This is a genomic window from Streptomyces sp. NPDC054840 (genome assembly GCF_053611065.1).
In genome coordinates this window covers 1-12,276 of the sequence record NZ_JBSGZP010000166.1, presented here as the reverse complement: position 1 = coordinate 12,276, position 12,276 = coordinate 1, and the positions used below count along the sequence as shown (strand labels likewise).

General features: G+C 69.8%; 12 protein-coding genes. 6 read left to right on the top strand and 6 right to left on the bottom strand.

From position 1 onward, the window contains the following. Positions 1–51 precede the first annotated feature (51 nt). Positions 52–1,608: a S8 family serine peptidase gene (locus tag ACWGIU_RS14830; RefSeq protein ID WP_453705828.1), complete on the bottom strand. Its 1,557-nt coding sequence runs from the start codon at positions 1,606–1,608 to the stop codon at positions 52–54. Between the two features lie 257 nt (positions 1,609–1,865). Between ACWGIU_RS14830 and ACWGIU_RS14825 the strand changes: the two genes are divergently transcribed. The 3 genes from ACWGIU_RS14825 (at position 1,866) to moaA (ending at position 5,024) form a co-directional block, all read left to right on the top strand. Continuing rightward, complete coding sequence (locus ACWGIU_RS14825) at positions 1,866–2,231, top strand: DUF485 domain-containing protein (RefSeq protein ID WP_453705826.1); 366 nt, start codon at positions 1,866–1,868, stop codon at positions 2,229–2,231. Then, complete coding sequence (locus ACWGIU_RS14820) at positions 2,228–3,856, top strand: solute symporter family protein (protein ID WP_453705824.1); 1,629 nt, start codon at positions 2,228–2,230, stop codon at positions 3,854–3,856. Before ACWGIU_RS14825 ends, ACWGIU_RS14820 begins: the two co-directional genes overlap by 4 nt. A 178-nt stretch (positions 3,857–4,034) precedes the next feature. Then, positions 4,035–5,024 carry a GTP 3',8-cyclase MoaA gene (moaA, locus tag ACWGIU_RS14815; RefSeq protein ID WP_453705822.1) on the top strand — a complete coding sequence of 330 codons (990 nt, stop codon included), beginning with the start codon at positions 4,035–4,037 and terminating at the stop codon, positions 5,022–5,024. 18 nt (positions 5,025–5,042) lie between these two features. Here moaA and ACWGIU_RS14810 read toward each other — a convergent pair whose 3' ends face one another. Beyond that, positions 5,043–5,294, bottom strand: a complete 252-nt coding sequence (locus ACWGIU_RS14810) for a hypothetical protein (protein WP_453705820.1) — start codon at positions 5,292–5,294, stop codon at positions 5,043–5,045. A gap of 136 nt (positions 5,295–5,430) precedes the next feature. Continuing rightward, the gene (locus tag ACWGIU_RS14805) at positions 5,431–5,772 is read right to left on the bottom strand and encodes a DUF3099 domain-containing protein (protein ID WP_453705818.1); all 342 of its coding nucleotides are present in this window, start codon (positions 5,770–5,772) and stop codon (positions 5,431–5,433) included. Positions 5,773–5,947: 175 nt separating this feature from the next. On the opposite strand from ACWGIU_RS14805, the gene ACWGIU_RS14800 reads away from it, so the two are divergent. Next, positions 5,948–6,223 carry a GlsB/YeaQ/YmgE family stress response membrane protein gene (locus tag ACWGIU_RS14800; RefSeq protein ID WP_453705816.1) on the top strand — a complete coding sequence of 92 codons (276 nt, stop codon included), beginning with the start codon at positions 5,948–5,950 and terminating at the stop codon, positions 6,221–6,223. A gap of 95 nt (positions 6,224–6,318) precedes the next feature. Here the strand turns inward: ACWGIU_RS14800 and tyrS are convergent, their stop codons facing one another. The 3 genes from tyrS to ACWGIU_RS14785 form a co-directional block, all read right to left on the bottom strand. Next, complete coding sequence (tyrS, locus tag ACWGIU_RS14795; RefSeq protein WP_453705814.1) at positions 6,319–7,587, bottom strand: tyrosine--tRNA ligase; 1,269 nt, start codon at positions 7,585–7,587, stop codon at positions 6,319–6,321. A gap of 72 nt (positions 7,588–7,659) precedes the next feature. Further along, positions 7,660–9,057, bottom strand: a complete 1,398-nt coding sequence (locus tag ACWGIU_RS14790) for a metallopeptidase TldD-related protein (protein WP_453705812.1) — start codon at positions 9,055–9,057, stop codon at positions 7,660–7,662. After that, positions 9,054–10,616, bottom strand: coding sequence for a TldD/PmbA family protein (locus ACWGIU_RS14785; protein ID WP_453705810.1), 1,563 nt, complete (start codon positions 10,614–10,616; stop codon positions 9,054–9,056). The genes ACWGIU_RS14790 and ACWGIU_RS14785 overlap by 4 nt, the downstream gene beginning before the upstream one ends. Positions 10,617–10,761: 145 nt before the next feature. Here ACWGIU_RS14785 and fabG point away from each other — a divergent pair, with 145 nt between their 5' ends. Both fabG and fabI read left to right on the top strand, forming a co-directional pair. Next, positions 10,762–11,481: a 3-oxoacyl-[acyl-carrier-protein] reductase gene (gene fabG, locus ACWGIU_RS14780; RefSeq protein WP_030016879.1), complete on the top strand. Its 720-nt coding sequence runs from the start codon at positions 10,762–10,764 to the stop codon at positions 11,479–11,481. Between the two features lie 5 nt (positions 11,482–11,486). Next, a complete protein-coding gene (fabI, locus tag ACWGIU_RS14775; protein WP_453705808.1) occupies positions 11,487–12,257 on the top strand; it encodes an enoyl-ACP reductase FabI in 771 nt (256 codons plus the stop codon). Positions 12,258–12,276: the final 19 nt, after the last annotated feature.

Here is a 12,276-nt window from a genome sequence, read left to right as displayed (position 1 = left end):
GGGTGATCCCCGCCCGGCCCGTCCGTCCTGTCCGCCTCGCGGCGACCGGTCCTACTTCACGGCCTTGAGCGCGTCGATCACGCCGTAGCCGTAGTAGCCCGTCTGACCCCACTTGCTCTCGCAGGTGGTGGCGTCGATCAGGGTGCCCGCGGCGTTGTATATCTGCGCCGGGCAGACCGCCTTCGTGGACTGGGCCTTCAGCATCGCCTGGAGCTGCGAGGGCGTGGCCGACGGGTGGGCGCTCTTGAGGAGCGCCGCGACGCCCGCGACGTGCGGGGCGGCCATCGAGGTGCCCTGCTTGTAGCCGTAGAGCCCGCCCGGGACGGTTGACAGCACGCGCCCGTTGGCGTCCGGGGTGTCCGGTACCTGCCACTTGTCACCGCCGGGGGCGGCGACGTCCACGACCCCGAGACCGTAGCTGGAGTAGTACGAGCGCAGGCCCTTGTCGCCGGTCGCGGAGACGGTGACCACGCCCGGCAGCTGCGTGGGCAGGTCCAGGCAGACCTTCGGGTCGATGGTGCGCGGCACCGGGGTGGTGTCGTTCGGACTGGAGTCGTCGACGAGGGAGTCGGCCGCAAGGTCCTGGTCGGAGTTGCCGGCCGAGGCGATGTGGAGCGTGCCCTTGCGCTCGGCGTACTTGGTGGCCCGGCCGATGGCCTCCACCAGCGCCTTCTGGTCGTCGTCGGACTTGCAGTTGAAGAGCCACGGGTCGACGTAGTAGCTGTTGTTGGTCACCTCGATCCCCTTCTCGGCGGCGAACATGAAGCCGCAGACGACCGCCTCGGTGTAGAAGAGGCTGGTACCGGGCTCGCTCACCTTGATCGCTGCGATCTTCACGCCCGGTGCGACACCGCTGACGCCGATGCCGTTGCGCGCGGCCCCGATGGTGCCGGCGACGTGCGTGCCGTGGTCGCTGCCGTCGGCGTACGGGCGCCAGGCGCCCTCGGTGGTGTCGGCGACGCCGCCCACACAGTTGGCCGACTGGCCCTTGGAGAAGTTCGGGGCGAGATCGGGGTGGGTGTCGTCGACACCCGTGTCGATGATGCCCACGGTGACGTCCTGGCTGCCATCGTTGATCTTGTGAGCCTCGTCGGCCTTGATCGTCCGCAGGTCCCACTGGTTGGGCTCCAGCGGCTCCTGACCCTCCTGGGCCGCTGCCGTCGCCTTGGCGGCGTCCGACGCGCTCAGCTGCTGGGTCGCACCCTCCTCGGTGGTCCGCGCCGCCGACATCGGGGCCGTCCGGGTGGCGCCGACCGACACGAACAGCCCGCGCTGGGCACGCAGCTGCTTGGCGAAGTCCGGGTTCTGGGAGTGTGCGACCACGACACCTATCTGCTCATAGGCCGTCACCACCGTGCCGCCGGCCCGCTCGACGGCCTTCTTCGCCGCCTGCATCGTGGCGTACGCGTTCATGTTGGCCACGTACGACAGCTTGGGGCCGGAGGTGTCGGCCGGCGAGGCCGTCGCCGCGTCGGCCGTGTTGCCTTGCGCGGCGGCCGAGGCCGAGACCGCGGGCAGGAAGGCGAGCGAGGCGGTGAGCGCCAGGCCGACCGGTACGGCGAGAGCACGGCTGCGCTTCTTGGGCGCACGCGACCCCAGCTGATCCATGGGTTCTCCAGATCATTTTCGAAAGAGCCGCCCGGACGCGGTCGCGTCGGACGGGTTCATGACAGGTGAACCTAGCGTCGCCGTTCGTCTCTACGCCATCAGTTCGAGAAATCAGTTCTCCAGGAATCACCGGGTGTTGAACCGTCCCGCCGCGCCGTACGTGCCGTTGGCAGGGGGGATCGGCACCACCGTCCCCCCACACGGAGGTTGTTTTGTCCGTTGTCCCCACCGCACCCGCGTCACAAGGAGAGCCCCCCGTGACCACCGAAGCAGCGCCGCCGCCGGGCAGCGCGGGAACGCCACCGGCGGCCCCCGCGGCCGATGACTACACGAGCGTCCAGCAGAGCGCGGAGTTCGGCGAACTGCGCAGCTCCTACCGCTCCTTCGCCTTCCCGCTCACCGTGGCCTTCATCGCCTGGTACCTGCTCTACGTCCTGCTGTCCAACTACGCGGGCGGCTTCATGGGGACCAAGCTCTTCGGCAACATCAACGTCGCCCTCGTGCTCGGCCTCGCCCAGTTCGCGACGACCTTCCTGATCGCCTGGCTCTACGCGCGGCACGCGGCCGCGAAGCTCGACCCCAGGGCCGAGGCCATCAAGGCACGGGTGGAGGCCGCCGAATGAGCGGTACGCACCACCTGACGACGGTCGCGGCGGGAGCCACCGAGCACCGCCCGCTGATCATCACCCTGTTCGGGCTGTTCGTCGTCGCCACCCTGATCATCACCGTCTGGGCCGGCCGCCAGACCAAGGGCGCCGCCGACTTCTACGCGGGCGGCCGCCAGTTCACCGGCTTCCAGAACGGCCTCGCCATCTCCGGCGACTACATGTCGGCCGCGTCCTTCCTCGGCATCGCCGGAGCCATCGCCCTCTTCGGCTACGACGGCTTCCTCTACTCCATCGGCTTCCTCGTCGCCTGGCTGGTCGCCCTGCTGCTCGTCGCCGAGCCGCTGCGCAACTCCGGCCGCTACACGATGGGCGACGTCCTCGCGTACCGGATGCGCCAGAGGCCCGTCCGTACCGCCGCCGGTACCTCCACCATCGTGGTCTCGATCTTCTACCTGCTCGCCCAGATGGCCGGCGCCGGCGTGCTCGTCTCGCTGCTCCTGGGCATCACCAGTGACGGCGGCAAGGTGGCCGTCGTCGCGCTGGTCGGCGTACTGATGATCGTCTACGTGACCATCGGAGGCATGAAGGGCACCACCTGGGTCCAGATGATCAAGGCGGTGCTGCTGATCGCGGGTGCCCTGCTGATCACCTTCCTGGTGCTGGTGAAGTTCAACTTCAACGTCTCCGACCTGCTCGGCAAGGCCGCCGAGAACAGCGGACAGGGGGCGAAGTTCCTCGAACCCGGCCTCAAGTACGGCAAGGACTCGACCTCCAAGCTGGACTTCATCTCACTCGGCCTCGCCCTCGTCCTCGGCACCGCCGGCCTGCCGCACATCCTGATCCGCTTCTACACGGTGCCCACGGCGCAGGCCGCCCGGAAGTCCGTCCTGTGGGCCATCGGCATCATCGGCGGCTTCTACCTGATGACGATCGCCCTCGGCTTCGGCGCCGCGGCGCTGCTCGACCGCGACGAGATCATCAAGTCCAACAAAGCGGGCAACACCGCCGCCCCCCTGCTCGCCCAGGCCGTCGGCGGGGGCGCCGACTCCACCGGCGGCGCCATCCTGCTCGCCGTGATCTCCGCGGTCGCCTTCGCCACCATCCTGGCCGTCGTCGCGGGCCTCACCCTCGCCTCCTCCTCGTCCTTCGCGCACGACCTGTACGCGAACGTCATCCGCAAGGGCAAGGCCACCGAGAAGGAGGAGATGCGCGCGGCCCGCTGGTCCACCGTCGTCATCGGAGCCGTGGCCATCGGCCTGGGCGCGCTGGCCCGCGACCTGAACGTGGCCGGTCTGGTCGCGCTCGCCTTCGCGGTCGCCGCCTCCGCGAACCTGCCGACGATCCTCTACAGCCTCTTCTGGAAGCGCTTCACCACCCAGGGCGCGCTCTGGTCCATCTACGGCGGACTGATCTCGGCCGTCGGTCTCGTGCTGTTCTCCCCGGTCGTGTCCGGAAAGCCCACCTCGATGTTCAAGGACGCGGACTTCTTCTGGTTCCCGCTGGAGAACCCGGGGATCATCTCGATCCCCCTCGGCTTCCTGCTGGGCTGGCTGGGAACCGTCCTCTCCAAGGAGAAGGCCGACCCCCAGAAGTTCGCCGAGCTGGAGGTGCGCTCCCTCACCGGAAGTGGGGCACACTGACACCATCCGAACACCCAGCGTGGCCGTGTCGTAGATCCGTACGACGCGGCCACGTCACGTCTCGTTCATTTGGGGACCTCTCGACGACACACCCGTCACGTAGTCTCGAAATAGAACGCGTGAAGTAGATCCAAAACCCGCGCGTACCCTCTACTTCCGGACAGGGAGGAGGCCCACAGTGCTTCTCGACACCTACGGCCGCGTGGCCACCGACCTGCGCGTCTCACTGACCGACCGGTGCAATCTGCGCTGCACCTACTGCATGCCCGAAGAGGGGCTGCAGTGGCTCGGCAAGTCGGACCTGCTCAGCGACGACGAGATCGTCCGGCTCATCCGCATCGCCGTCACGCAGCTGGGGATCACCGAGGTCCGCTTCACCGGCGGCGAGCCGCTGCTGCGGCCCGGCCTGGTCGGGATAGTCGAGCGCTGCGCGGCCTTGGAGCCCCGCCCCCAGATGTCGCTCACCACCAACGGCATCGGTCTCAAGCGCACCGCGCAGGCCCTGAAGGCCGCCGGGCTGGACCGGGTGAACGTGTCCCTGGACACCCTGCGGCCCGAGGTCTTCAAGACCCTCACCCGCCGCGACCGGCACAAGGACGTCATCGAGGGCATGGCCGCCGCCCGCGAGGCCGGCCTCACCCCCGTGAAGGTCAACGCCGTACTCATGCCCGGCCTCAACGACGACGAGGCCCCCGACCTGCTGGCCTGGGCCGTGGAGAACGCGTACGAGCTCCGCTTCATCGAGCAGATGCCGCTCGACGCCCAGCACGGCTGGAAGCGCGACGGCATGATCACCGCGGGGGACATCCTTGCGTCCCTGCGCACCCGCTTCACGCTCACCGAGGAGGGCGCCGTAGAGCGTGGCTCCGCCCCGGCCGAGCGCTGGGTGGTCGACGGCGGCCCCGCCACCGTCGGAGTCATCGCCTCGGTCACCCGGCCGTTCTGCGGCGCCTGCGACCGTACCCGGCTCACGGCCGACGGCCAGGTGCGTACGTGCCTCTTCGCCACCGAGGAGTCGGACCTGCGCGCGGCCCTGCGCTCGGGCGCCCCGGACGAGGAGATCGCCCGGCTGTGGAAGGTCGCGATGTGGGGCAAGAAGGCCGGGTCCGGTCTCGACGACCCGTCCTTCCTGCAGCCCGACCGGCCGATGTCCGCGATCGGCGGCTGACCCGGGACGGGGGCGCGGTCAGCGGGGGCGGTCCGAGCCCTCGGGCTGTACCCACTCGTCCAGCTTCACGACGTCCTTGAGGAAACCGCGGACCCCCAGGAACTGGGAGAGGTGTTCGCGGTGCTCCTCGCACGCCAGCCAGGTCTTGCGCCGCTCCGGCGTGTGCAGCGTCGGGTTGTTCCACGCCAGGACCCACACGGCCGCGTCACGGCAGCCCTTGGCGGAGCAGGTGGGATTCTCGTCGGGGCCGGAGGCGTTGGAGGAAGTCACGGCCCCACATTAGAACGGAATGGCGACGCCGAGCAGCCACGGGGGGAGCTGCCCGGCGTCGGTCCGTCGCTCCGACGGGGGATGCGGAGCGCGTGAGCAGTATGTCACGCAGGACCCGGTGGAGTGCACAGGAACTTCACGATTGATCTGAGCTTTTCTTGAGGTTCCCCGCGTCCAGCGCCGGCCGCACGGGGGCCGGAATGAAGTGCGACGGCAGCGAGGGCGTCGACTCCCGCCCGGCGTTGGCGATGACCACGGCGATGTAGGGGAGCAGGGCGCCGACCACCAGCGTCACGATCGCCACCGGGCGCTGCACGTTCCACAACAGCACGGTCGCGATGACCGACAGGGTCCTGATGCCCATCGAGATCACGTACCGGCGCTGGCGGCCACGTACGTCCTCGTCGAGACCCATCCGCGCGCCGGTGATCCGGAAGACCTCGGCCCCGTTCCGCTTCTGCCGCTTCGTCCGCTCCATGCTCCACCACCCGATCGCCCGCCGGGCGCTCCCGGCCCGGACCCTCCCACGGTACGCCCGTCTCCGCGCCGGGAGGAGAGGGGGACCCCCGTACGGCACTGTTCGAAATGCGTCGTATGCCGGACAGGCCGAGACTGGGCCCACGTGCGCACCACGCGCCAGGAGGAGGCCGGACATGGGTTGGTTGTGGGCGATCATCGTCGGGTTCGTGCTGGGGCTGTTGGCCAAGGCCATCCTGCCGGGCAAGCAGCACCAGCCCCTGTGGCTGACCACCCTCTTCGGTATCGCCGGCGCCGTCCTCGGCAACGCGGTGGCCACATGGATCGGTGTCGGCGAGACCAGGGGCATCGACTGGACCCGGCACCTGCTGCAGATCGTCGGGGCGGTCGTCATCGTCGCGCTCGGCGAGATGGCGTACACAGCGGTCAAGGGCAAACGGCGGACGACCTGACGCACCGCGGGTCATGACGAAGGGGCCGGTCGGACCAAGCGTCCGAACCGGCCCCTCCGCCGTGCTCCGCGGTGCGCCCCGCGTTTTACGACGCGTCAGGCGCCGGTGACCTCCACCGCGGCCAGGTTCTTCTTGCCCCGGCGCAGCACCAGCCAGCGCCCGTGCAGCAGGTCCTCCTTGGCGGGGACCGCGTCCTCGGCGGTGACCTTCGCGTTGTTCACGTAGGCGCCGCCCTCCTTCACGGTCCGGCGGCCGGCCGACTTGCTCGCGACCAGGCCGGTCTCCGCGAGCATGTCCACCACGAGGCCGGGCTCCGTCACCTGGGCGTGCGGCAGCTCGGACAGGGCCGCGGCCAGCGTGGCCTCGTCCAGCTCCGCCAGGTCACCCTGACCGAACAGCGCCTTCGACGCGGCGATCACGGCGGCGCACTGGCCGGCGCCGTGCACGAGCGTCGTCAGCTCCTCGGCCAGCGCCCGCTGGGCGGCGCGCGCCTGCGGCCGCTCGGCGGTCTGCGCCTCCAGTGTCTCCAGCTCCTCACGGGACTTGAAGGACAGGATCCGCATGTAGGTGGAGATGTCCCGGTCGTCCACGTTCAGCCAGAACTGGTAGAACGCGTACGGCGTGGTCATCTCCGGATCGAGCCACACGGCCCCGCTCTCGGACTTGCCGAACTTGGTGCCGTCCGCCTTGACCATCAGCGGCGTCGCCAGCGCGTGCACGACCGCACCCGGCTCGACCCGGTGGATCAGGTCGAGTCCGGCCGTCAGGTTGCCCCACTGGTCCGAGCCGCCCTGCTGGAGCACGCAGCCGTAGCGCCGGTACAGCTCCAGGAAGTCCATGCCCTGGAGCAGCTGGTAGCTGAACTCGGTGTAGCTGATGCCCTGGTCGGAGTCGAGCCGCTTGGCGACCGAGTCCTTCGTCAGCATCTTGTTGACGCGGAAGTGCTTGCCGATGTCCCGCAGGAACTCGATGGCGGACAGGCCCGCCGTCCAGTCCAGGTTGTTCACCATGAGCGCCGCGTTCTCGCCCTCGAAGGACAGGAACGGCTCGATCTGGGTGCGCAGCCGGTTCACCCAGTTCGCGACGGTCTCCGGGTCGTTCAGGGTCCGTTCGGCCGTCGGTCGCGGGTCGCCGATCTGCCCCGTGGCCCCTCCGACCAGCGCCAGCGGCCGGTTACCGGCCTGCTGGAGCCGGCGCACGGTGAGCACCTGGACCAGGTGCCCCACGTGCAGCGAGGCCGCGGTCGGGTCGAAGCCGCAATAGAAGGTGACCGGACCGTCCGCGAAGGCCTTGCGCAGCGCTTCTTCGTCGGTGGACTGGGCGAAGAGCCCGCGCCACTTCAGTTCGTCGACGATGTCAGTCACGGTCGTGACTCTCCTTGAGAGATGGAGTGAGTAGGGATGTGGATGAGGGGTCTACCCGCACATTCTAGGTGGTCAGACGCCCTTGCTCACCGAACTCATGTTGAAGTCGGGGATACGCAGCGCCGGCATCGCGGCGCGCGTGAACCAGTCGCTCCATTCGCGCGGCAGGGTCTTCTCGGTCCGGCCGGCCTCCGAGGCCCGCGACAGCAGGTCCACCGGGGACTCGTTGAACCGGAAGTTGTTGACCTCGCCGACCACCTGCCCGTCCTCCACCAGGTAGACGCCGTCCCGGGTCAGGCCCGTGAGCAGCAGCGTCGCCGGGTCCACCTCGCGGATGTACCAGAGGCAGGTCAGCAGCAGACCCCGCTCGGTGGCCGCGACCATCTCCTCCAGCGACTTCTCGCCACCCGCGTCCAGGATCAGGTTCCCGAAGCCGGGGGAGAGCTGCATCCCGGTCAGGCCCGCCGTGTGCCGGGTCGTGCTCAGCCGGTTCAGGTGACCGTCCGCGATCCACTCCGTCGCCGGGACCGGCAGACCGTTGTCGAACACCGAGGCGTCGTCACCGGAGCTGTGCGCGATCACGAACGGCGCGCACTCCAGGCCCGGTGCGTTCGGGTCGCTGCGCAGGGAGAGCGGCAGATCCGACAGCTTCTCGCCGAGCCGGGTGCCGCCACCGGGCTTGGCGAAGACCGTACGGCCCTCCACCGCGTCCCGGGCCGCCGCCGACCACATCTGGTAGATCAGCAGGTCCGCCACGGCGGTCGGTGGCAGCAGGGTCTCGTACCGGCCCGCGGGGAGGTCGATCTTCCGCTCCGCCCAGCCGAGGCGCACAGCCAGCTCCGCGTCCAGCACGGTCGGGTCCACGTCCTTGAAGTCCCGGGTGGAGCGGCCCGCCCAGGCGGAGCGCTGCCGGTCCGGGGACTTCGCGTTGAGTTCCAGGGTGCCGTTCGGCTGGTCGTGGCGCAGCCGCAGGCCCGTCGAGGTGCCGACGTACGTGGAGACCAGCTCGTGGTGGGCGAAGCCGTACAGCTCCCGGCCGCCCTCGCGGGCCCGGGCGAAGGCCTCGCCGAGGGCCGGGGCGAAGTCCGCGAAGACCGCCGAGCTCGTCTCGGCCGGGGCGTCGGTGAAGTCGGGCGAGGCCGGGGTCCCGGTGATCAGCTGCTGGGCGTCCTCGGCGGGGCCCGCCCCGCGGGCGGCCGCCTCGGCGGCCCGGACCAGCGGCTCCAGGTCGTCCGCGGTCACGGCGGAGCGCGAGACGACCCCCGAGGCCGTGCCCTCCTTGCCGTCGACCGTGGCGATGACCGTCAGGGTCCGGCCGCGGGTCACACCGTTCGTCGTGAGGGCGTTGCCCGCCCACCGCAGATTGGCGCTCGACTCCTCGTCGGCGATGACGACGCAGCCGTCGGTGGTGGACAGCTCCAGCGCCCGCTCGACGATCTCGTGGGGCTTGGTGATGCGAATCGAGCTCATCGCCCGGCCTCCAGCGTGGTGTTCAGGATGTTCACGTCGCGGAACAGCGCGGACGGGCAGCCGTGCGAGACCGACGCCACCTGGCCCGGCTGGGCCTTGCCGCAGTTGAAGGCGCCGCCCAGGACGTAGGTCTGCGGGCCGCCGACCTTCTCCATCGAGCCCCAGAAGTCGGTGGTGGTGGCCTGGTACGCGACATCGCGCAGCTGCCCGGCCAGCTTGCCGTTCTCGATCCGGAAGAAGCGCTGCCCGGTGAACTGGAAGTTGTAGCGCTGCATGTCGATCGACCAGGAGCGGTCGCCGACCACGTAGATCCCGCGCTCCACCCCGCCGATCAGGTCCTCGGTCGAGAGCCCGCCCGGATCCGGCTGGAGGGAGACGTTCGCCATCCGCTGGACGGGCACGTGCCCGGGGGAGTCGGCGAAGGCGCAGCCGTTGGAGCGCCCGAGGCCGGTCAGCTTCGCGATCCGCCGGTCCAGCTGGTAGCCGACCAGGGTGCCGTCCTTGACCAGGTCCCAGCTCTGCGCCTGGACGCCCTCGTCGTCGAAGCCGACGGTGGCCAGCCCGTGCTCGGCGGTGCGGTCGCCGGTCACGTTCATGATCGGGGAGCCGTACCTGAGCTTGCCCAGCTGGTCGAAGGTGGCGAAGGAGGTTCCCGCGTACGCCGCCTCGTAGCCCAGCGCCCGGTCCAGCTCGGTGGCGTGGCCGATGGACTCGTGGATGGTGAGCCACAGGTTGGACGGGTCCACCACCAGGTCGTAGCGCCCGGCCTCGACGCTCGGCGCCCGCATCTTCTCGGCGAGCAGGCCGGGGATCTGCTCCAGCTCGGAGTTCCAGTCCCAGCCGGTACCGGTCAGGTACTCCCAGCCGCGGCCGGCCGGGGGGGCGATGGTGCGCATCGAGTCGAACTCGCCGGTCGTGCCGTTCACGGCGACCGCGGTGAGCTGCGGGTGGATCCGGACCCGCTGCTGCGTGGTCGAGGTGCCCGCGGTGTCGGCGTAGAACTTGTTCTCGTGGACGGCGAGCAGCGAGGCGTCCACGTGGGCCACCCCGTCGGCCGCCAGCATGCGCGAGCTCCAGTCGGCGAGCAGCGCCGCCTTCTCCGCATCCGGCACCTCGAACGGGTTCACGTCGTACGCGGAGATCCATGTCCGGTCGGCGTGCACCGGCTCGTCGGCGAGCTCCACCCGCTCGTCGGAACCCGCGGCCTTGATCACCTGGGCGGACAGCTTCGCCATGGCCACGGCCTGCGAGGCCACCTTGGCGGCGGCGTCCATGGTCAGGTCCACACCGGAGGCGAATCCCCAGCTGCCCCCGTGCACGACCCGGACCGCGTACCCGAGATCGGTGGTGTCGGAACCACCGGAAGGCTTGGCGTCCCGCAGGCGCCAGGAGGCGCTGCGGATCCTCTCCAGCCGGAAGTCGGCATGCTCGGCGCCCAGCGCGCGGGCCCGGGCGAGCGCCGCGTCGGCGAGCGCCCGCAGGGGCAGCGCGGTGAAGGCCGCGTCGATGGAATGGGGCACGGAAGTCCTCCCGTGGTCGGAGCCGGTCGCCCCGATCATGTCGCGATCAGGGCGCTTGTGCCTACATCTTTCTGTAGGGATTCGACAGAGCCGGTCGCAAGGCCCTGTCGGGGGTCGATTCTCCGTACGAGCGGTGCGACCTATAGGTTTTCGGTATTCAGACCGCTAGCGAAAGGGTGATCCGTTGAGCCGCTCGGTTCTCGTCACCGGAGGAAACCGGGGCATCGGCCTCGCCATCGCCCAAGCCTTCGCGGAGGCCGGCGACAAGGTCGCGATCACGTACCGGTCGGGTGAGCCGCCGGAGGCGCTCACCTCGCTCGGTGTCCTGGCGGTGCGGTGCGACATCACCGACTCCGAGCAGGTGGAGCAGGCCTACAAGGAGATCGAGGACGCGCACGGCGCGGTCGAGGTGCTCGTGGCCAACGCCGGCATCACCAAGGACACGCTGCTGATGCGCATGTCCGAGGAGGACTTCACGTCCGTCCTCGACACCAACCTCACCGGCACGTTCCGTGTGGTCAAGCGCGCGAACCGGGGCATGCTCCGGGCCAAGAAGGGCCGCGTCGTCCTGATCTCCTCCGTCGTCGGCCTCCTGGGCTCGGCCGGCCAGGCCAACTACGCCGCCTCGAAGGCCGCGCTGGTGGGCTTCGCCCGCTCCCTCGCCCGCGAGCTGGGTTCCCGCAACATCACCTTCAACGTCGTCGCCCCGGGTTTCGTGGACACCGACATGACGAAGGTGCTCACCGACGAGCAGCGCGCGGGCATCGTGGGCCAGGTTCCGCTCGGCCGTTACGCGCAGCCCGAGGAGATCGCGGCAGCCGTCCGCTTCCTGGCGTCCGACGACGCCGCGTACATCACCGGAGCCGTCATTCCCGTTGACGGCGGATTGGGCATGGGTCACTGATCACCATGAGCGGAATTCTCGAGGGCAAGCGCATCCTCATCACGGGTGTGCTGATGGAGTCCTCCATCGCCTTCCACACGGCCCGGCTGGCCCAGGAGCAGGGCGCCGAGGTCATCCTCACGGCGTGGCCGCGGCCCTCGCTGACCGAGCGCATCGCGAAGAAGCTGCCGAAGCCGGTCAAGGTGATCGAGCTCGACGTCACCAACGACGAGCACCTGGCCCGCCTGGAGGGCCTCGTCCGCGACGAGCTCGGCGGCCTCGACGGCGTCGTCCACTCCATCGGCTTCGCGCCGCAGGACGCCCTCGGCGGCAACTTCCTGAACACGCCGTTCGAGTCGGTGGCCACCGCCATGCACGTCTCGGCGTTCTCGCTGAAGTCGCTGGCCATGGCCTGCAAGCCGCTGTTCCCGGCGGAGGGCGCGGCCATCGTCGGCCTCACCTTCGACGCGCAGTTCGCCTGGCCGCAGTACGACTGGATGGGCCCGGCCAAGGCGGCCCTGGAGGCCACCAGCCGCTACCTCGCCCGTGACCTGGGCAAGGAGAACATCCGCTGCAACCTGGTCTCGGCCGGTCCGATCGGCTCGATGGCCGCGAAGTCCATCCCGGGCTTCGGCGAGCTGGCGGAGGTCTGGAACACCCGCTCCATGCTGGCGTGGGACATGAGCGACCCGGAGCCGACGGGCAAGGGCGTCGTGGCCCTGCTGTCCGACTGGTTCCCGAAGACCACCGGCGAGATCGTCCACGTGGACGGCGGCCTGCACGCGATGGGTGCCTGATCCCCGATCGGTCTCCCGC

Excerpts from the sequence above, each read along its gene's own strand:
- ACWGIU_RS14830 (WP_453705828.1), bottom strand. The coding sequence starts at position 1,608 with ATGGATCAGCTGGGGTCGCGTGCGCCCAAGAAGCGCAGCCGTGCTCTC.
- ACWGIU_RS14820 (WP_453705824.1), top strand. The coding sequence starts at position 2,228 with ATGAGCGGTACGCACCACCTGACGACGGTCGCGGCGGGAGCCACCGAG.
- ACWGIU_RS14805 (WP_453705818.1), bottom strand. The coding sequence starts at position 5,772 with ATGGAGCGGACGAAGCGGCAGAAGCGGAACGGGGCCGAGGTCTTCCGG.
- ACWGIU_RS14800 (WP_453705816.1), top strand. The coding sequence starts at position 5,948 with ATGGGTTGGTTGTGGGCGATCATCGTCGGGTTCGTGCTGGGGCTGTTG.
- ACWGIU_RS14790 (WP_453705812.1), bottom strand. The coding sequence starts at position 9,057 with ATGAGCTCGATTCGCATCACCAAGCCCCACGAGATCGTCGAGCGGGCG.
- ACWGIU_RS14785 (WP_453705810.1), bottom strand. The coding sequence starts at position 10,616 with ATGATCGGGGCGACCGGCTCCGACCACGGGAGGACTTCCGTGCCCCAT.
- fabI (WP_453705808.1), top strand. The coding sequence starts at position 11,487 with ATGAGCGGAATTCTCGAGGGCAAGCGCATCCTCATCACGGGTGTGCTG.